This is a genomic window from Aeromonas piscicola (genome assembly GCF_000820005.1).
GTDB classification, from domain to species: Bacteria; Pseudomonadota; Gammaproteobacteria; order Enterobacterales; family Aeromonadaceae; genus Aeromonas; species Aeromonas piscicola.
The window spans coordinates 67917-87727 of sequence record NZ_CDBL01000073.1 but is presented as its reverse complement, the minus strand read 5'-3'; the positions used below and the strand labels follow the sequence as shown (position 1 = coordinate 87727).

The following is a 19811-nucleotide window of genomic DNA, read 5'->3' as shown; positions in this document are numbered from 1 at the left end:
CACTTTATTTAACGACGATTACCCCTTGGCGGCGCTGCGCAATTTCGCCTTGAGCGCGCTGTATTCAGTCTGGACGTACACTTCCGCCTCAGGCTGATCCTCAATACGCTCAATCTTCACCGCGCAGTACTTGTACTCCGGGGTGTAGGAGACGGGATCAAGGTGCTCTATGGTCAGCTCGTTGCACGCCCCGATCCACCACTGGTAAGTCATGTAGACCACACCTGCGTTGACCCGCTCGTTGTAGTTGGCCCGAGTGATCACCTTGCCGCGTCGCGACGAGATCCACACCAGCGCCTGATCCTTCACCCCAAGCTTTTGCGCATCGCTCGGGTGGATCTGCACATAGCCGGGCTCATCGGCCAGGGTCTGCAGCGCCGAGCAGTTGCCTGTCATGGAGCGGCAGGAGTAGTGTCCTACCTCCCGCACGGTGGAGAGCACCAGCGGATACTTAGCACAAGGCTGCTCCAGCGGCGCACGCCACTCGGAGGCAATCAGCTGACCCTTGCCGCTCGGGGTGGTGAACACATTCCCCTCGAACAGGGTGCTGGTGCCCGGGTGATCCTCGGTCGGGCAAGGCCACTGCACGCTCTTGAGATCCGCTATCTTGTCGTAGCTGACCCCGGTATAGAGCGGGCAGAGCGCGCGCATCTCGTCCCAGATCTCCTGGGTGTTGTGGTACTCCATGGGGTACCCCATGGCGGTGGCCATCAGCGAGAAGATTGCCCAGTCCGGCTTCACGTTCTCGGGTGGCGTCACCGCCTTGTAGAAGCGCTGGAAGCCGCGATCTGCCGAGCTGTAAACCCCCTCGTGCTCGCCCCAACTGGTGGCGGGCAGGATCACATCCGCCATCTCGGCGGTCTGGGTCATGAAGATGTCCTGCACTATCACCAGATCCATGCCGCCCAGGGTGCGCCTGAACTGGGCCAGGTCGGCCTCGGTCTGGGCCGGATCTTCGCCGAAGATGTAGAAGGCCTTGCACTTGCCCTCTTCGACCTTGTGGCCAAGCTCCGTCAGACGGTAGCCGGGCTTTTGGGAGAGCGCCGGTACGCCCCACGCCTTGGCGAACTTGGCGCTGATCGCAGGATCGCTCACCGACTGATAGCCCGGGAACTGGTGCGGCAGCATCCCCATGTCACAGGTGCCCTGCACGTTGTTCTGACCGCGCACCGGCCCGCAGCCGGTGCCACGGCGACCGAAGTTGCCGGTCAGCAGCGCAATTCCGGCGAGCCCCTTGACCACATCCACTGCCTGACCGTACTGGGTCACCCCCATGCCCCACAGGATCATGGAAGCAGGCGAGGCAGCATAGGTGCGAATGGCGGCGCGGATATCAGCGGCTTTGAGGCCGGTGATCCCCTCCACGTATTCCGGGGTGTACTTGGCGACTGTCGCCTTGAAGGTGTCGAACCCTTCGGTGTAGTTGGCGACGAACTCCTTGTTGTAGAGCCCTTCACTGATCAACACGTTGGCGAAGGCGTTGACCAGCGCCATGTTGGAGCCGTTTTTGAGCGGCAGCCACTGATCGGCGATACGGGCGGTTTCCACCATGCGGGGATCACACACAATCACCTTGGCCCCGTTCGCCTTCGCCTTGAGGATATGGCGGGCGACTATGGGGTGAGAGTCAGCAGCGTTGTAACCAAACACCAGCAGGCACTTGGTCTCTTGAATTTCGGGAATGGCGTTGCTCATGGCGCCGTTGCCTACAGTTGTCTCCAGACCGGAGACTGAGGGTGCGTGTCACACCCTCGCGCAGTGGTCGACGTTGTTCGTCCCCAGCACTGCGCGGGCAAATTTCTGCATCACATAGTTGGCTTCGTTGCCAGGACCACGGGCCGAGCCGGTGGTCATGATGGCGTCGGCACCGTACTTCGCCTTGATGGCAGACAGACGGCTGCTGGCAAAGTCGATCGCCTCATCCCAGGAGACGGATTCGAGCTTGCCACCGCGCTCGCGGCGGATCATCGGGCTCTTGAGACGGGGGGTCAGCAGGTTGGTGTCATTGAGGAAATCCCAACCGTAATAACCCTTGAGGCAGAGCTGCCCCTCGTTGGTCCGGCCGTTGGCGCCTTCGGCCCCCACCACCTTGTCGTTTTCAACCAGCAGGTTGATCTTGCAACCGGTGCCGCAATAGGGGCAGACGGTAATGACTTTTTTCATGACTCACACTCTTGTTTGTTAACGGTAAAAGGCTGTTAACGATAAAAGGCCTTTAACGAAAATGGCTTGTCAGGGGTAGAGAGTACAGAGGCGCAAGCGGCGGCCAGTAAGGGCCTGCGCACGCCATCTGATGCTTTACCTCTGTGCCAACACCGGCTGGCGCTGGCAGGCCGCCATCGCCTCGGCACTGGCCAACTGCTTCTGGCGGTTCAGCTCGCCGAGCGACTCCGGGGTCACCAAGCGCAGCGCCTGGGTCGGGCACACCTCGACGCAGGCCGGGCCCGCTTCACGGTGACGGCAGAGATCGCACTTCAAGGCTTGCGCCTTGGTCTGCGGGCGCTTGAACAGCGCATCGGCAGCGGGGGCCACCTCTTTCACCACCACCGCCATGGCACCGTAAGGACAAGCCACCACGCAGGATTTGCAGCCGATGCAACGCGCCTGCAGCACCTTGACGCAACCATCCTCGCTGACAATGGCATTGTTGGGGCAGGCCACAGCACACGGCTTGTCTTCACACTGGCGGCAGAGCACAGGCGTGGTCACCTTGCTGCCGACGATCACCTTCAGGCGCGGCTGGAAATAGCTGTCCTTGGAGACCAGATGTCCATCCTCGATGGCAAGACGCAGGCCGCCCTCCCGCTCAACGGTACCCGCGCAGGACGTTGACTGGTGTGACACGGCGCAGGCCACCTCACAGGTACGACACCCAATACAAAGACTGGGATCTGCAATCACGAAGCTGTTCATAGAGAGGGATCCTAAATGTTTCGTTACTGCCGCACTGGCATCGCCCGGCGTGCCCAAGTGTCATCACCTCAGGGGGCAATACACTCAAGCACCGACGACGCAGCCGGCTCACCCACAAAGCATTTATCAGACCAAAAGCGGGAACAGGCCAAATAAAGTTCACAAACAACTGAAAACAAAGGGGTAATCAGAAACATGGACGACGACTTTCAGGCCGATGACGATGACGACAGCTCCGCCGAACTGTGATCGACACGACAAAAGTGACGAGCTCGACACCGGCTGACAGGCCTCTGCCCCTGCTGATTATCGGGGGGATAAACGGCGCCATATCGGGAGTGACTGTTATGTGGCTTTACTATCGAGCCAGCCCAGCTGTATCAAGCAAGACCGAACGATAAATCGTCATTTAGTGACAATTTTATTGAACCAGAGCGGGTTTTAGGCCCCTGCTCCTTCTGTTTTTCACCTGTCCGGTTACTATGGCTCGCTTGGCAACCCAGCTTCATAGGAGACGCATGCAATGTTTTCACAGAGAAAATATGAAAAGGGTTCCTATCAAAATATTTTATTGTTGTTTTTTAAACAAATAATTTTTAAATTAGTCCAGCTAAATAAAAAGGAATTTAATTATGGCACAACCATATACCTCCGAAACCTTCAGTTATAAAGAAGGTGATTTAAAGTCAGCTTTTGCTCTTGCGTTAAAAAACATTACAAAGTTCGGTGATACAGATATATTCCCATTTCCTTATGAAACTAGAATGTTCTCTGACATATTTAGTAAAATGATTGAATCACTTGATGAAACACATTCAAATTTCAATGAAAGATTAAATGAATGTCCACCAGTAAATATAAGTACATGTTCGACTGTAGGTTATAATGGTTATCGCTGGGCAACACAAATAGATCCTTATTGGAATGCATATTTCCTAGGCATAGTCCTTTTCGTAAGCAATGAAATTGAAAAAAACCGAGTTACTAACGATAATGTTTACTCATATCGCTTCTCACCAGACTTTAGTAAAGGTTCAATATTTGACAAAGACATTAACTGGAGGAAATTCCAAGAAGACAGTCTTGAACTTGCAAAAAATGACCCATCTATAAATTATGTACTGACATGTGACATTGCTGATTTTTACACAAGAATATATCACCATCGTTTAGAGAATGCTTTAGATAGAATAGATCCACAGAAAGATATATCCTCAAAAATAAAGAAACTAATTCAGACATTTTCAGGAACCAACTCTTATGGTCTTCCTGTTGGAGGGCCAGCAGCACGAATATTAGCTGAACTTGCCTTGGATTCATTAGATCATATACTATTAATTAATGGCGTTAGGTATAAAAGATATGTGGATGATTTTTTGATTTTTTGTAAGACCAAAGAAGAGGCTCATTCCATTCTTACATTAATCAGTCGAAAATTGATGGAGAATGAAGGGCTCACACTTCAAAAACATAAAACAAACATTCTATCAAAAGATGAATTCACCTCATTGACAAATACTAAATTACAGGGCTTGGATGAAGATGAGGGGTCATCTATGAAAGCCAAATTCATGAGTCTTCCAATAAGATTTGATCCTTATTCAGAAAATGCATATGAGCAATACGATAAAGTAAAAGAGTCTCTCCGTGACTTTGATTTATTGGGGATGCTAAGTAATGAATTACAGAAGTCAAAGATCAACCAACCTTTTAGCAAGCAGCTAGTTAGAGCTTTTGCAGCAACTAATGATCAAGTTTTATCGAATGCATTTAATATTATTTTTGATGGAGTTAGTGAACTATACCCTATTTTCAATACTATTATGCAAGTAACAGCAACTAACTGGGGGCGTTTTAACACTGAAACGCAAGCAAAAATTCGGTCAAAACTTATTGAATTAATTAAAACTGATTCATTCATTTTAAAGACGGAACTCAATCTAGCATATACCGTCAAAGTATTTGCCAAGCAAAATAGTGTAGAAGGACAAACTATACTATCCGAAATATACAAGTCAAACACCGATAGCATTCTTATTACACTTGCTATAACCCAAGCAATGGCAAAATGGAATACACATTACTGGCTATCGGAACTCAGAAGAACCTTCCCCACGATGACATCATGGCAAAGAAGACTATTTATTGTTACCTCTTACTTACTAGGTGATGAGGGAAAACATTGGCGTGGCCACAACAAAGGAAAATTTAATTTCATTGACACTCTTTACAGTGAATGGGGAACGTTAAGAAAAACCAGTAGAAATTTGGAGGAAGCTCTATGATCTCTGAAGCTACATTTTCCAAGAAGTACACTTCTTTTTGGAATGAAACGTTACCCAACTCGAAAAACTATGTCCGATTAATCAATGGCGGCTTGCTGCAACCGATATATGAACCTTTTACCCCAGCAGAAAGGAAAAACAATACGGCATTAGTAAATGTACTGTTTTTTAACATGTTCAGACATGCAAGTAATAACAGACTAGATTTTGATCATTTTAATAACCCGTCTTTTTTTGAAAGTTTAGATTTCATTCAATTACAAGACGCATCTATTAAATATTTATCAAAATTTAGCTACGGCAATGATTGTGATTTACCATTATCTGACATTGAAAAAAGGCAGACTCTTCGACTTTTTCAAATGATCTATTCTAGATACATGCTCAGCCGCAAGAAATATATAGATGATAATATCACATTGATTATCGACCCGGTATTCGATGGCTGTGGATTTGTCAACGAGTCAACTGGTGATTTTTTATATGGAAATACTCTGGTTGAAATAAAGTCCGGCGAGCGGAGTTTTAATGCTATAGATGTCAGGCAAGTTCTTACTTATCTAACACTAAATCACTTTTCAAAAAAACCATTCAAAATTGATAAGGTTGAATTATTTAATCCAAGGATGGGTATATCATTTTCAGAGAGTGTAGAGAGTTTTTGTAAAAATCTGAGTGCATTGAGCAGTCAAGAGCTTTTTTCTGAAATTGAGAAATTTATAGTTGAAAATAACTTCATTGAAGTATATGGAACTTAATTCATCAGTCATATAGCTCGGTAGGGTGCAATAAGCGCAGCGCATTGCACCTCTACTTTTACTCATTCAATTAGTGGTGCAATTCACTTTGTTCATTGCACCCTACGTATCTATCCACTCTCGTTTTACTTGATAGTGGCTGCTGTTGTGGTGGCCATGTCCTTTTTCTTTCCGTCCCTGCCCCAGACCAAATAAAGACTCTATCGCCACCCAATTTCGACCTCTTTACCCACAGCGCCATCAATTTATTAGTCAGCATTTTATCGTCTATTTTTCAGCCAGCCTGATTGAAAACTCTGACCAATATGGATACTCAGAGAAAACAAACGCTTGCACGCGTCCCAACGAGTTATTTCAATCAACGATTAATTAATGATTTCGTTCAAAAGTCCCTTTTGATTATTTATACCAGAGCATAAACCCACGATGTGTGTGTCATCATACGCTTAACGGCAGATGAACAGACTGTGTCCCATAATGAGCCCCTTTATATCCAGTTAGCTCCCTTTCCCATCGCAATTTCTTAATGCTATCCCGATTGAATATCAGGATTTTTCCTGATCGTTCGGGCCCTTGTGCTTTGGCAAACGTGTAACAAGATAACCTCATGAGCTGTGATAACAAACAAGCCCTGTCCGGCGTCACGCTGGCGGCGATTGGCGTGGTCTATGGTGATATCGGCACCAGCCCCCTCTATACCCTGCGAGAGTGCCTGTCGGGTCAATTCGGGATCGGGGCCGAACCCGCCGCCATCCTGGGATTTCTCTCCCTCATCTTCTGGCTGCTGATCCTGGTGGTCTCGGTCAAGTACCTCTCTTTCGTGATGCGGGCCGACAATGCTGGTGAAGGGGGCATTCTCACCCTGATGTCGCTGGCCACCCGCAACGCCTCTCCCCGCTGGACGCCGGTACTGATCATCCTGGGGCTGATTGGCGGCAGTTTCTTCTATGGGGAGGTGGTGATCACCCCGGCCATGTCGGTGATGTCGGCCATCGAGGGCTTGAGCCTGATGGCCCCCTCCCTAGACCCCTATATAGTATAGTGCCGCTCTCGGTGCTGGTGCTGACCCTGCTGTTTGCCATTCAAAAACATGGCACCGCCATGGTGGGCAAGCTGTTCGCCCCCATCATGCTCACCTGGTTTCTGACTCTGGCCGTGCTGGGGCTGCGCAGCATCATCCAGAATCCCGAGGTGCTGGGGGCGCTCAACCCCGTCTGGGCGCTGCGCTTCTTCGCCGAGTACCAGACCACGTCCTTCTTTGCCCTCGGCGCCGTGGTGCTGGCCATCACAGGGGTAGAGGCGCTCTACGCCGACATGGGCCACTTTGGCAAGAACCCGATCCGGCTCGCCTGGTTTGTGGTGGTGCTGCCCTCCCTGGTGCTCAACTACTTCGGGCAAGGCGCGCTGCTGCTGGACAACCCGGCGGCCATCGCCAACCCCTTCTTCCTGCTCGCCCCCAAATGGGCGCTGCTGCCGCTGCTGGTGCTGGCGACCATGGCGACCGTGATCGCCTCCCAGGCGGTGATCTCCGGGGTCTTCTCCCTCACCCGGCAGGCGGTGCGGCTCGGTTATCTCTCACCCATCCGTATCGTCCACACCTCCGAGCAGGAGTCCGGCCAGATCTATATTCCTGTCATCAACTGGATGCTCTATATCTCTGTGGTGATCGTCATCATGAGCTTCGAGCACTCCAGCAATCTGGCAGCGGCCTACGGCATCGCCGTCACCGGCACCATGGTGCTCACCTCCATCCTCTTCTGCTCAGTGGCCAAGAACAGCTGGCGCTGGCCCACCTATCTGGTGGCTGCCCTGTTTGCCCTGCTGCTGGCCATCGACGTGCCGCTGTTTGCCGCCAACCTGGGCAAGATCTTCTCCGGTGGCTGGCTGCCGCTCACCCTGGGCGCCGTCATGTTCACCCTGATGACCAGCTGGAAGAGCGAGCGCTTCCAGCTCATTCGCCGCCTGAACGAGCACGGCAATTCGCTCGAGCCCATGATCGCCTCGCTTGAAAAATCCCCGCCGACCCGGGTGGCAGGCACCGCCGTCTATATGTCGCGGGTGGTCAATGTGATCCCCCATGCGCTCTTGCACAACCTCAAGCACAACAAGGTGCTGCACGAGCGGATAATCCTGCTCACCCTGCGGGTGGAGGATGTGCCCTACGTCCACAACGTGCGCCGGGTCTGCATCGAGCAGCTCTCCCCCACCTTCTGGCGGGTGGTGGCCAGCTACGGCTGGCGCGAGACCCCCAACATGGAGGAGATCTTCCACCGCTGCAACGCCGAGGGACTGAGCTGCCGCATGATGGAAACCTCGTTTTTCATGGCCCACGAGTCACTGATCATGAAGGAACGCCCCTGGTATCTCTACCTGCGCGGCAAGCTGTTTATGCTGCTGCAGCGCAACGCCCTGCGCGCACCGGATCAGTTCGAGATCCCACCCAATCGGGTGATAGAGCTGGGCTCGCAGGTGGATATTTGATGGCGTGTTGATGGCCTCGTAATGGCATAGAAAACCTCAGCAAATAGAGAGGGAGGCATTGGCCTCCCTCTCTATTTGCATATTCATTTTACTTACTGAACTTGAGGAAATATAAACCCAGCAAAAATTCTATGCTTATATAAATAACACGTTAAAGTGACATTACGATTTCGCATCTACCTCAGCCATTAGCTGAACACAAAGCACATCCCACATCACACCCTCTGATGATCCATCCTTAGCGAATAACCAACGGCTTGAGCTAAAAGGAAATGGGACAACAGGCTTCCCAATCGCATATTTATTGTCAAAAAAGCCACTTGGGATTTTTGTGTATTTATTTTTATTTTCGCAATCAAATACATATTTCGTTTTAATTGCAATAAATTTATGCCCCTCCACTTCATCTTCTTTTTTTAGTGCTTTAACCACCTCTAACTGACGCACATTTTTATTACCTTTATAGAACCATGAGTCAGGTTTGACAAAATATGTATCCATCAAGTCATTTGAGCTTGCCAAGCTATATCCTTTCGGTAAAGGCTCATCTTTCTTTACACCAGCACAACCTGATAAAAGTACAGCCAGCAATCCAATAAAAAATGATTTAGATGTCATTTCTGTACTCCTGCTTCATATAAATCTTGCTGACTAACACTACCTTGCAGGGAGCAGAGTATTTCTACAGTTTGGTTATCTGCCTTCTCAATTAAAAATACTTTTTCTGTCGTTTTCTCTGCAGGAGATATATCTGTAACGGCAGAGTTATTCTTCACCCAGTTTGAGCCTTCATTTCTTATCATCGGATTGAAAACATAATTCTCATCGTCCAATTTTTGCAAACTCAATGTCTTCGACATAAGAGCGACCACAGTTTCGATGGGTTGGGTTGATGTAAACCCCCAGTAATAAAACTGTCCTCTCACATCCATCGGCGTATATTCTTTATACGCATCAAAGTCTGTGTATGTTACCACAAAACCGGATACCTCTATTCCTTCCGGTGTTGTGTAATGCAAGTCAAGCTTTACCTTTTTATCTTTCTTTAAATCTGATGAGTATAATCTTTCAGGAATTGTTCTTAACCGTGGGTTATTAGCCGCAGCAGTAAAAAAGGATGCATCACAATTTGAAAAATGTGTTATTCCTGATTCTGCAGCCAGACCGTTGAAACTTATCACCGACAAAATCGTAGCTATGGAAGCTTTCATTTTTTTGATCATTTTTATCAACTTCAGTTGTTTCTTATTATGGCTGCTTTAAATAAAAATCCTTTAATTATTAAAGCATCGCCCTACGTGCACCACTTATGCTCAAAAGTTACACAAAACAAAGCGATTGGCACTCATAAGAATCCTATCCAAATTATTCAGATATGAAAATATCTTTCTTGTCCATTCTAACTATCAACAATTTTGTTATTTATCCCCATGTCACAAGTCATTTTATGCTTGAACCAAGTCTCGCTGTTTCAGCAATAAGGAGCCAATCAACAGCTCTAACTTCAATAAATTTCTGTGATCACTGCCAACACTCTCTGTCGATACCTTCGTCACAAGTGACGAAGGTCACAGTTCGACAGCCACATCAGCGCGTTCACTCAACCACACGAAGATTTTTATTCATTTAAAAACAGCTACTTAAAACCAATTTATCTGCAAGAACCAATCTGGCCCGCATTTTGCCATCCTGCCCCTATTCTCTCCGTTCGCGACACGACAAGGTAGGCTATGAACCGCTTCGTTATCGCTGACCCCAAGCTTTGTATTGGCTGTGGCACCTGTATGGCGGCCTGCAGTACGGTTCACAAGGCGCAAGGTTTGCAGCAAGCCCCCCGTTTAACCGTTATGCGACACGAGCAGGCGACCATGCCGGTTCAGTGCCGTCACTGTGACGATGCCCCCTGCATCAAGGTGTGCCCGGTCGAGGCCATTCGCCAGACCGGCGATTGCGTGCAGCTCAACGAGTCGCTCTGCATCGGCTGCAACCTCTGCGCCGTGGCCTGCCCGTTCGGCGCCATCCAGAGCGGTGGCAGCCGGCCGGTGGCCATGGCCAACAGCTACGACACCTACATTCCCTGCTCCATCCGCTCCAGCAATCCCTCCACCTCCGCCGGTCTGCGCTGCTTTGGCGAGGATCTGCTGAGCTGGGAACCGGGCGTGCGCAGCATTGCGGTCAAATGTGACCTTTGCGAGTTTCGCGCCGAAGGCCCCGCCTGCATCGAGGCCTGCCCCTCCCAGTCACTGAGCATCGTCAACGACACGGCCTGTGCCAACGCTGCCCGCGACCGTCGCCTGCAAGCCGCCAACGCTCACCCGGAAGGTGCGCCCGCATTCTCGGCCTCTGCATGTTCGACCTCCACGACCACGCCCCCTTCACTCGACGCTTCAACCACAGAGGGAGTTCGCTGATGTTGTCCCCGCTTGTTATGGGCACGCTCGTGCTCTTTCTATTGGGCGCAGCCGCCGGTCTGCTGCTGCAAAAGCAGCCCTGGCTTGCCAACCGCCTCAATAGCGGCTTTGCCCTGCTGGGCTCGCTCGCCGGTGTTGTTGCCGCCATCAAGGCGCTGGCCCAAGGTGCCCCCATCGACGGCCAGCTCTGGCTGCTGGGTTCGGTGCATCTGGATATGCTCTCTGCCCTGATGCTGCTGGTGATCACGCTCGTGGGCTTGGCTGTCTCCCTCTACTCCTTTGCCTATATCCGCGAGTATCAGGGCAAGGGGGATGTGGCCATTGGCGTGCTGATGAACCTCTTCCTGTTCGCCATGGTGGGCATGGTGCTGGCCGACAATGCATTGGGCTTTTTGCTCTGCTACGAGCTGGTGACCCTCACCACCTACTGGCTGGTCAAGACCAACCCCGATGCCGCCAAACAGAGCCGCCTCTATCTGGTGATGAACCATATCGGCATGGCGCTGGTACTGGTCGCCTTCTGGCTGCTCTGCCGCGACAGCGGTTCGCTGGAGTTCGCCGCGCTGCGCGAGCACCATCTGGCGGGCGCATTGGCATCCCTGGTCTTCCTGCTCAGCTTCTGCGGCTTTGGCCTGCGCGCCGGTTTCGTGCCGCTGCACGGCTGGCTGCCAGTAGCCGAGCCCGTCGCCCCTTCCCATATTTCGGCGCTGATGTCTGGCGTCATGGTGAAGCTCGGTCTGTTTGGCATTCTGCGAGTCAGCATCGATTTTCTCGGCGCCAGCCAGCTCTGGTGGGGCTACATGGTGCTGATCTTCGGTGCCTGCTCGGCAGTGCTCGGGGTGCTGTTTGCACTGGCCGAGCACGATCTCAAGCGGCTGCTCGCCTACCACACGGTAGAGAACATCGGCATCATCCTGATGGGGATGGGGATCGGCATGATCGGCATCGCTAACCAGCAACCGGCGCTGGTGGTGCTGGGGCTGCTCGGTGCGCTTTATCACCTGCTCAACCACGCCATCTTCAAGAGCCTGCTCTTTATGGGCACCGGATCTGTGATGTTCCGCCTGCACACCCGTGACATGGACAAGATGGGTGGCTTGGCCAAACTGATGCCCTGGACCGCGCTGGCGTTCCTTATCGGTGCCATGGCCATCTCGGCGCTGCCGCCCCTCAACGGCTTTGTCAGCGAGTGGTTTATCTATCAGGCGCTGCTTTCCATGACCAAACTCGGCACCTCTGTCGTTGCCCCGCTGGCAGTGGTGATGCTGGCGGTGACCGGCGCCATGGCGGTGATGTGTTTCGTCAAGGTGTATGGCATCTGCTTCTGCGGCGCCCCGCGCAGCGAAAAAGCGAGTCAGGCCCGCGAAGTACCCAACGCCATGGTGGCAGGCACCCTGCTGCTGGCAGCCGTCTGTCTGGTGCTGGGTCTGGGCGCCCCCTGGATTGCCCCCTTTGTCAGCGGCTACGGTCAGGCCCTCGTCTCTTCTCACCTCATGGGCCAAATGAGCGTGGCCACTGGCGCGACCCTGCTGCCGCTCGACAGCTCACAGGCGATCCTCTCCCCACCGGTGATTGCCATCACCCTGCTGGGGCTGTTCCTGATCCCGCTGCTGGTCGTGGCCATCTTCAAGGGGCCCAAGCTGGGTCGTCGTCACGCCGGTACCCCGTGGGCCTGCGGTTACGCCTATGAGGAGCGCATGAGCCTCACCTCCGGCGGTGTCACCCACACCTTGCGCCAGCTCTGCGCGCCGCTCTATCGCAAGCAGCCGCATCTCGATCTGGCCACCGCCCTGCACGGGGTGAGCGCGTCTCCCTCTGCCGCTGGCTGGCTGTTGCACGGCCTGGTGCTGGCGCTCTTTATCCTGATGGCTGTAGGAGTCTGATATGCCTGTTCTTGAAATGCCGAGCTGGGGCATGGTTGCCCTCGCCCTGACCCAGGCCATCGCCATGCTGGCGCTGGCGCCGCTGGCCACCGGTTTCAACCGGGTGCTGCGGGCCAAGATGCACTCCCGTCAGGGGCCAGGCCTGCTGCAGGATTACCGGGATATCGGGAAGCTCCTGCGCCGCCAGGAGGTGACCCCGGAGCCTGCCGGCATCATCTTCAACCTGATGCCTGCGCTGCTGATCGCAGCCCTGTTGCTGGTGGCGATGGCGCTGCCGACCCTGACCCACGAGTCCCCCTTTCCCATCGCCGGGGATCTCATCACCGACATCTACCTGTTCGCCATCTTCCGCTTCTTCTTCTCCCTGGCGGGGCTGGACAGCGGCAGCATGTTTGCCGGGATCGGTGCCCGCCGCGAGCTGACCTTAGGGATTTTGGTGGAGCCCATTCTGGTGCTCGCCTGCTTCATCATGGCGATGATGGTGGGCAGTTCGGATCTGGGCAACATCAGCAGCTATGTGGCCACCCAGCCGCTGGCCGCGCCCATCGCTACCCTGTTGGCGGGGGCCGCCTGCGCCTTCGCGGTGTTTGTGGAGATGGGCAAGCTGCCCTTTGACTGCGCCGAAGCCGAGCAGGAGCTACAGGAAGGGCCGCTCACCGAGTACTCGGGCGCAGGTCTCGCACTGCTCAAGCTCAGCATGGGCCTCAAGCAGCTAGTGGTGGTGCAGCTCTTTTTGGTGATCTTCCTGCCTTTCGGCAAGGCGGCGAACTGGAGCCTGCCCGCGCTGGCGGTGGCCGCCCTGATCCTGCTCTGCAAGCTGCTGGTGGCCTTTTCACTCGCGGGCATCATCGAGAATTCCATGGCCCGCACCCAGTTCGTGCGCACCCACAAGCTCACCCGCTATGGCTTGGGGCTGGCCCTGCTGGCGCTGCTCGCCTATCTGGTCGGGGTATAACTCATGCCCGCCATCACAGCTGCTTTTTTCGATTTCATCATTTGCGAATTTAAAGTGAGAACTGCATGACCATCGCCATTTCGGATCGCATCGGTTGCGACTATATCCAGCAACTGCGACAGCAACTGCCCCACGCCATCATCGACGAGCAGTGGCAGACCGCCGATCAGGCCACCCTGACCGTCAAGCCCACCAGCCTAGTGGCCCTCACCAGCCTGATCTTCCACAAGCAGGGCGGCTGGCTCTCGGTTTCGTTTGCCAATGACGAGCGCAGCCTCAACGGCCACTTCGCCGTCTACCACGTCTTCTCCATGGAGTGCGACACCAAGAGCTGGATCACCGTCAAGGTGCTGGTCAATGCCATCGAGCAGGAGTACCCCTCCATCACCCCGACCATTCCGGCGGCGGTGTGGGGCGAGCGGGAGATCCGCGACATGTACGGCCTGCGCGCCGTCGGCCTGCCGGACGAACGCCGTCTGGTGCTGCCGGATGACTGGCCGGAGGATATCCACCCGCTGCGCAAGGACGCCATGGATTACCGCCAGCGCCCGATGCCCACCACCGACACCGAGACCTACCCCTTCGTCAACGAATTGGGCAGTGATGCCAACCGCATCGTGCCGGTCGGCCCGCTGCACATCACCTCGGACGAACCGGGGCATTTTCGTCTGTTCGTCGATGGGGAAGACATCATAGATGCCGACTACCGCCTCTTCTATGTCCATCGCGGCATGGAGAAGCTGGCGGAAACCCGCATGGGCTACAACGAAGTGGCGTTTCTGACCGATCGGGTCTGCGGCATCTGCGGCTTTACCCACAGCGTGGCCTATACCACCTCGGTAGAGAACGCCATGGGCATTAAGGTGCCCGAGCGGGCCAAGATGATCCGCGCCGTGCTGCTGGAAGTAGAGCGCCTGCACAGCCACATCCTCAACATCGGCCTGTCGAGCCACTTCACCGGTTTCGACACCGGCTTTATGCAGTTCTTCCGGGTGCGGGAGAAATCCATGACCCTGGCCGAGCTGCTGACCGGCGCCCGCAAGACCTACGGCCTCAACCTGATTGGCGGGGTGCGCCGCGACATCTTCAAGGAAGATCGCATCAAGGGCGCCCAGCTGGTGCGGGAACTGCGTGATGAGTTGAAACCGCTGGTGGCCATGCTGCTCGACACCGCCAACATCACCTCCCGTCTGGTGGGGATAGGCCGCCTCGACCCGCAAATCGCCCGCGATTTCAGCTGCGTCGGCCCCATGGTGCGGGCCAGCGGCTTCAAGCGCGACGTGCGCCGGGTCCACGACTTTGCCGCCTATCGCGAATTGCCGATGGAGATCCAGACCCTAGCCGGTTGCGACGTGCAATCCCGGGTGCTGGTGCGCATCCACGAGCTCTACGACTCCCTTGACATGATTGAGTTCGGCCTTGAGCACCTGCCGGAGGGGCCGCTGCTCACCGAAGGGTTCACCTATCAGCCGGGCAAATTTGCGCTGGGCTTTACCGAAGCGCCCCGCGGAGAGAACGTCCACTGGAGCATGACCGGGGATAACCAGAAGCTGTTCCGCTGGCGCTGCCGCGCCGCCACCTACGCCAACTGGCCCGCCCTGCGCTACATGCTGCGCGGCAATACCGTCGCCGATGCGCCGCTCATTATCGGCAGTCTGGATCCCTGTTACTCCTGTACCGATCGGGTCACCCTGGTCGACCCCAAGAAGGGCAAGTCCACCGTGGTCTCCTACAAGGAGATCGAGCGCTACGGTATCGACCGCAAAAACTCTCCGCTCAAGTAAGGGGTCATCATGATCAAGCTGTTCAAGACCATCCTCAAGGCTGGCACACCGACCGCCAAGTACCCCTTCGCCCCTTACGAGGTGAACCGGGATTTTCGCGGCAAACCGAAATATCAGGCGGATCAGTGCATCGCCTGCGCCGCCTGCACCAAGGCCTGCCCGGCCAACGCGCTGGTGATGGAAGTCGATATGGAAACCGGCGAGCGACGCTGGGAGATCTCCATGGCCCGCTGCATCTTCTGCGGCCGCTGCGAAGAGGTCTGCCCGACCCGCGCCATCGCCCTCTCCCCCGAGTTCGAGCTGGCGGTGACCAACAAGGCTGACTTGTATGAGGAGGCCCGCTTCGCGCTGGCCCCCTGCACCCTGTGCGGCACCTACTTTGCCCCGAGCAAGCTAGTGGCGCTGGTGGAGGACACCCTCAAGCAGGCGGGCACGCCGCTGGCGACCCCGGAGCGGCTGCACCACTGCCCCGACTGCAAACGAAAACAGAGCATGCTGAACCAGCCTGACTCGGCCCTGGCCACACCAATTGCCACACCGATTACCACACAACAGGAGTGGATGTGATGAGCAAGATCAAAGGCATAGAACCGGTTGTCGGCCATGCCCATACCCGCGCCGTGCCGCTGGCACAGGACCCCGAGATCACCAAACTCAAGAAAACCCTGCTCAAAGACATTCGCCGCTCGGCCTATGTCTATCGGGTCGATTGCGGTGGCTGCAACGCCTGCGAAATAGAGATCTTCGCCACCATCACACCGCTGTTCGATGCCGAGCGCTTCGGCATCAAGGTGGTCGCCTCCCCCCGCCACGCCGACATCCTGCTCTTTACCGGCGCGGTAACCCGGGCGATGCGGGTGCCTGCCCTGCGCGCCTATGAAGCGGCCCCCGATCCCAAGATCTGCATCGCCTACGGCGCCTGCGGCTGTGACGGCGGCATCTTCCACGACCTCTACTGCGTCTGGGGCGGTACCGACAAAATCGTGCCGGTGGATGTCTATATCCCCGGCTGCCCCCCCACTCCCGCGGCTACCATCTATGGCTTTGCGGTGGCGCTCGGTCTGCTTGAGCAAAAACTCAAAGCCACCAGCCACGAGGTGCAACCGGGTGAGCGGGTCGAGCTGCGCCACACCGGCATCCCCAATGAAATTCGGGTGATGATCGAGCGCGAAGCGCGCCGCATGGCCGGTTACCGGCAGGGGCGGATCATCGCCGACGAGTTTATGGCACTGCTCGAAGGGGCGACCCAGCAGGATGTGGATCTGCGCATCCAGAGCTACCTCGATCAGCACGACGACCCGCGCCTGTCGGAGATCGTCAACAACCTGGCCAACGCCTGCCTCAACCGGGCAGCAGGCAAGGGAGAGGCCGTGCATGGCTGACCAGGTTTTCTTCTACCGCCTCTCGCGCAAGTTTGTGGATGAGCAGTTCGATGTGCCGGAGGAGGCGAAAGAGGTGATGTACTACAGCCTCGCCATCGGCCATCACCTCGGCATTGTCGATTGCCTCAGTGCCGATCTGGTCTGCCCGCTAACGGGTTATCGCGACTGGGTCGCCAAGCTGCCGACCGGCAGCGAGGCGCGCCGCAAGATGGAGGGGTTTCTCACCTTTGGCGAGATCACCATCTATCGCGAGCACTGCCATATGCTGGCCTGTGCCTTCGACCGACTGCGTAAAGCGGAAGGCGTGCTCGATGAGCAGGAGTTGAGCTGGACCAATACCTTTATGGATCAGCTCACCGCCCTCTATAACGATCCCCATATGTACCTGATGGTAAGGAGCCGCTGATGGGCTGCAATCTCGTGTTGACCGTGGGCAATGCCATGATGGGGGACGATGGTGCCGGCCCTTATCTGGCGGACAAACTGCAAGCTGCCCCCCTGCCCGGCTGGATCCACATCGATGGCGGCATAGCGCCGGAAAATGCGGTCTACAAGGTGCGGGAGCTGCAACCGGCGCGGGTGGTGCTGGTGGATGCCGCCGAGATCGGCGAGAAGGCGGGCACCCTGCAGGTGATCCCCCCCGAAACCATCGCCGAGATGTTTATCTTCTCGACCCACAATATGCCGCTCAATTTCCTGATCGACGAGCTCAAGACCTTTGTCCCCGAGGTGATTTTTGTCGGGGTACAACCGGCCATCGTTGCGTTTTCCTTCCCGATGACCGAGATGGTGAGCGAGGCGATGGATTATCTTTATCAGCACCTTGATGCCGCCAAAGATACCAGCTTGTTAATAGAAAGACTGGACCAGTGGAATATTACCAACGCCGAGCGATAATTATTTATCGAGTTGTTAACGACCGTTATTGACCAAGGGTTCCGGCAATGTGATCGAGGCCCGATGTTAAATTAAAAACATCGGGCTAATTGTGCTGAACTTGATATAAAACAAGGTTCTTTGCATTTTTCAAAAAATCGCTAAGCCTCCATTTTTTATGACAAAAAAAGCGTTGCCAGTCACAGAAATTTGCCACAAAATGGCGGCCATCACGGAAGTTGATGGGGTCTGGTGGCCTCCTCGGTCTTCAAAACCGATGTGAGCCGAGAAGGCTTTGGCAGGTTCGATTCCTGCCTCTTCCGCCAATTACATATATTGGACAAATCGAATCAACCACATTTCAAAGCCGGTTGATGCTTGTTTAAAAACGGTGCTTGCCGCTTGCCAATATAATCCGACCACAGGTTGTCGTTCTGGCCAAAAATTAATTTATCAGCATCAATTCATCATTAATTTATGCGCGATATTTGCAAGAATAAGTAATCAGCCAGCACTGAAATAACCCGTCAACTCGGCCTCTCTATCGGCGAAGCTGTGTGCATGTCAAACCCACGCTCTGCCCTGGTAATCCCATGCCGAACCCGTCTCACGCGCCAGCCATCGCCCACTTTCACAGTCAGCCCGAATCATGTCCGACTGCCGACGATTCACTGCCAGATTCACTGCCAGATTCACTGCCACAGCCCAGCCAGCAACAAGCGCGCCGTCTACCGCAAGTGGAACAGCTGCTGCAGCAACCCTTTCTCGCCGGTTTTATCGAGGCGCTGAGCCGCCCGCTGGTGACACAGGCGGTGCGCGACACCCTGAGCGAACTGCGCCAGAGCGAAGATTTTCGCCAGCATGGGGTTGCCCCCGAGCAGATCGAGGCGCTGATTGCCAAACGCTGCCAGCAGCAATTGCGCCAGCGTCAGACTCGGGTGATCAACGCCACCGGCACCCTGGTGCACACCAATCTGGGACGTTCGCCGTTAAGTCATGAGCTGTGGGACGAGGTGCGTGACCTCAACACCGGGTACAACAATCTGGAGCTGGATCTCGCCACCGGCAAGCGCGGCGGGCGCAAGGGGCTGATCGCTCCCCTGCTCCGTTGCCTCACCCAGGCCGAGGATTCGCTGGTGGTCAACAACAACGCCGCCTCCCTCTTCCTGCTGCTGCAGGAGATAGCCAAGGGGCGCGAGGTGATCGTCTCGCGCGGCGAACAGATCCAGATTGGTGGCGGCTTTCGCATCCCCGACATTCTGGCCCTCTCCGGCGCCAAACTGGTGGAGGTGGGCACCACCAATATCACTACCGCCAAAGATTACCTCGATGCCATCACCGATCAGACCGCGCTGGTGCTGATGGTGCACAAGTCCAATTTCGCCATTCGCGGTTTTACCGAATCCCCCGATATTGGCGAGGTGGCCCGCGCCCTGCCCGAACACGTGGTGCTGGCGGTGGATCAGGGCTCGGGCTTGACCACAGAGGAGTTTGCGCCGGACGAAACCTCGGTGCGCCAGTACATCAAGGCGGGGGCGGATCTGGTCTGCTACTCAGGTGACAAGCTGCTGGGGGGCCCGCAATCTGGCATCATCAGCGGCCGAAGCGATCTCATCAAGCGGCTGGAAAAACACCCCATGATGCGCACCTTCCGCCCGAGCCGCATCGTCTACTCCCTGCTGGAACGCCTGCTCATCCACAAGCTCAACAAGTCCCCCATCGGCGAAGGCATCGCCCAGCGTACTTTGAGCAACCCTGCCGCCATGCAGGCGCGGGCAGATCAGCTGATGGCCGCCCTGCCCGGCTGTTTTGTGCCGGTCCCCGCCCAGCTGGTGGTGGGCGGCGGCACCCTGCCGGACGAGTTTTATCCGGCGCCGGCGCTGGAGTGCACAGACCCGCGTCCGGCCCAGCAACTGCTCGATGCCCTGCGCGAACTGCCGGTGCCGGTGATTGCCACCGTACGCCAGCAGAAGGTGCAGCTCAATATGGCGACCCTGCTGCCGACCGAGATGGAACTGCTGATCGCCCAGCTCAACGAGCTGCTGCTACCTGCCTCGATCAATGCAACAGAGGAGTCCTGATC

Annotated in this window: 15 protein-coding genes, 1 tRNA gene and 1 pseudogene; 13 read left to right on the top strand and 4 right to left on the bottom strand. The window is 55.1% G+C overall.

What is annotated here, in order from left to right; genetic code table 11:
- Nucleotides 1-18: 18 nt before the first annotated feature.
- Both fdhF and BN1128_RS18450 read right to left on the bottom strand, forming a co-directional pair.
- Nucleotides 19-2163: a formate dehydrogenase subunit alpha gene (gene fdhF, locus BN1128_RS18460; protein ID WP_082030474.1), complete on the bottom strand. Its 2145-nt coding sequence runs from the start codon at nt 2161-2163 to the stop codon at nt 19-21.
- A gap of 135 nt (nt 2164-2298) precedes the next feature.
- Nucleotides 2299-2913: a 4Fe-4S dicluster domain-containing protein gene (locus BN1128_RS18450; RefSeq protein WP_042871440.1), complete on the bottom strand. Its 615-nt coding sequence runs from the start codon at nt 2911-2913 to the stop codon at nt 2299-2301.
- Between the two features lie 632 nt (nt 2914-3545).
- On the opposite strand from BN1128_RS18450, the gene BN1128_RS18445 reads away from it, so the two are divergent.
- The 3 genes and pseudogenes from BN1128_RS18445 to kup all read left to right on the top strand — a co-directional run bounded on the left by BN1128_RS18445 (nt 3546) and on the right by kup (nt 8437).
- The gene (locus BN1128_RS18445) at nt 3546-5198 is read left to right on the top strand and encodes an RNA-directed DNA polymerase (RefSeq protein WP_042871438.1); all 1653 of its coding nucleotides are present in this window, start codon (nt 3546-3548) and stop codon (nt 5196-5198) included.
- The gene (locus tag BN1128_RS18440) at nt 5195-5956 is read left to right on the top strand and encodes a hypothetical protein (RefSeq protein WP_042871437.1); all 762 of its coding nucleotides are present in this window, start codon (nt 5195-5197) and stop codon (nt 5954-5956) included. The genes BN1128_RS18445 and BN1128_RS18440 overlap by 4 nt, the downstream gene beginning before the upstream one ends.
- Nucleotides 5957-6563: 607 nt before the next feature.
- Nucleotides 6564-8437, top strand: a pseudogene (gene kup / locus BN1128_RS18435) (low affinity potassium transporter Kup).
- 162 nt (nt 8438-8599) lie between these two features.
- Here the strand turns inward: kup and BN1128_RS18430 are convergent.
- Together BN1128_RS18430 and BN1128_RS25605 are read right to left on the bottom strand one after the other, a co-directional pair.
- On the bottom strand, nt 8600-9055 hold the full coding sequence (locus BN1128_RS18430) for a surface-adhesin E family protein (RefSeq protein WP_052445537.1): 456 nt from the start codon (nt 9053-9055) through the stop codon (nt 8600-8602).
- Nucleotides 9052-9648, bottom strand: coding sequence for a hypothetical protein (locus BN1128_RS25605; protein WP_156140495.1), 597 nt, complete (start codon nt 9646-9648; stop codon nt 9052-9054). Before BN1128_RS25605 ends, BN1128_RS18430 begins: the two co-directional genes overlap by 4 nt.
- Nucleotides 9649-10167: 519 nt before the next feature.
- Here BN1128_RS25605 and BN1128_RS18420 point away from each other — a divergent pair.
- From BN1128_RS18420 to selA, 10 genes are all read left to right on the top strand, one after another.
- On the top strand, nt 10168-10848 hold the full coding sequence (locus BN1128_RS18420; RefSeq protein WP_042871433.1) for a 4Fe-4S dicluster domain-containing protein: 681 nt from the start codon (nt 10168-10170) through the stop codon (nt 10846-10848).
- Nucleotides 10848-12731 carry a hydrogenase 4 subunit B gene (gene hyfB / locus BN1128_RS18415; RefSeq protein WP_042871431.1) on the top strand — a complete coding sequence of 628 codons (1884 nt, stop codon included), beginning with the start codon at nt 10848-10850 and terminating at the stop codon, nt 12729-12731. The genes BN1128_RS18420 and hyfB overlap by 1 nt, the downstream gene beginning before the upstream one ends.
- 1 nt (nt 12732) lies before the next feature.
- Nucleotides 12733-13686, top strand: coding sequence for a respiratory chain complex I subunit 1 family protein (locus tag BN1128_RS18410; RefSeq protein ID WP_042871429.1), 954 nt, complete (start codon nt 12733-12735; stop codon nt 13684-13686).
- A gap of 65 nt (nt 13687-13751) precedes the next feature.
- Nucleotides 13752-15470: a hydrogenase large subunit gene (locus BN1128_RS18405; RefSeq protein WP_042871427.1), complete on the top strand. Its 1719-nt coding sequence runs from the start codon at nt 13752-13754 to the stop codon at nt 15468-15470.
- Nucleotides 15471-15479: 9 nt separating this feature from the next.
- Nucleotides 15480-16037, top strand: a complete 558-nt coding sequence (locus BN1128_RS18400) for a formate hydrogenlyase complex iron-sulfur subunit (RefSeq protein ID WP_042871424.1) — start codon at nt 15480-15482, stop codon at nt 16035-16037.
- Nucleotides 16037-16852 (top strand): NADH-quinone oxidoreductase subunit B family protein, encoded by an 816-nt coding sequence (locus BN1128_RS18395; RefSeq protein ID WP_005333324.1) that lies wholly within the window; start codon nt 16037-16039, stop codon nt 16850-16852. The genes BN1128_RS18400 and BN1128_RS18395 overlap by 1 nt, the downstream gene beginning before the upstream one ends.
- Entirely contained in the window at nt 16845-17258 is a 414-nt protein-coding gene (locus tag BN1128_RS18390; RefSeq protein ID WP_042871422.1) for a formate hydrogenlyase maturation HycH family protein, read from the top strand. The genes BN1128_RS18395 and BN1128_RS18390 overlap by 8 nt, the downstream gene beginning before the upstream one ends.
- Nucleotides 17258-17749, top strand: coding sequence for a hydrogenase maturation peptidase HycI (hycI, locus tag BN1128_RS18385; protein ID WP_042871420.1), 492 nt, complete (start codon nt 17258-17260; stop codon nt 17747-17749). Before BN1128_RS18390 ends, hycI begins: the two co-directional genes overlap by 1 nt.
- A 213-nt stretch (nt 17750-17962) precedes the next feature.
- Nucleotides 17963-18054: transfer RNA gene (locus BN1128_RS25600), tRNA-Sec, on the top strand.
- Nucleotides 18055-18321: 267 nt separating this feature from the next.
- Complete coding sequence (selA, locus tag BN1128_RS18380) at nt 18322-19809, top strand: L-seryl-tRNA(Sec) selenium transferase (RefSeq protein ID WP_042871418.1); 1488 nt, start codon at nt 18322-18324, stop codon at nt 19807-19809.
- Nucleotides 19810-19811 lie beyond the last annotated feature (2 nt).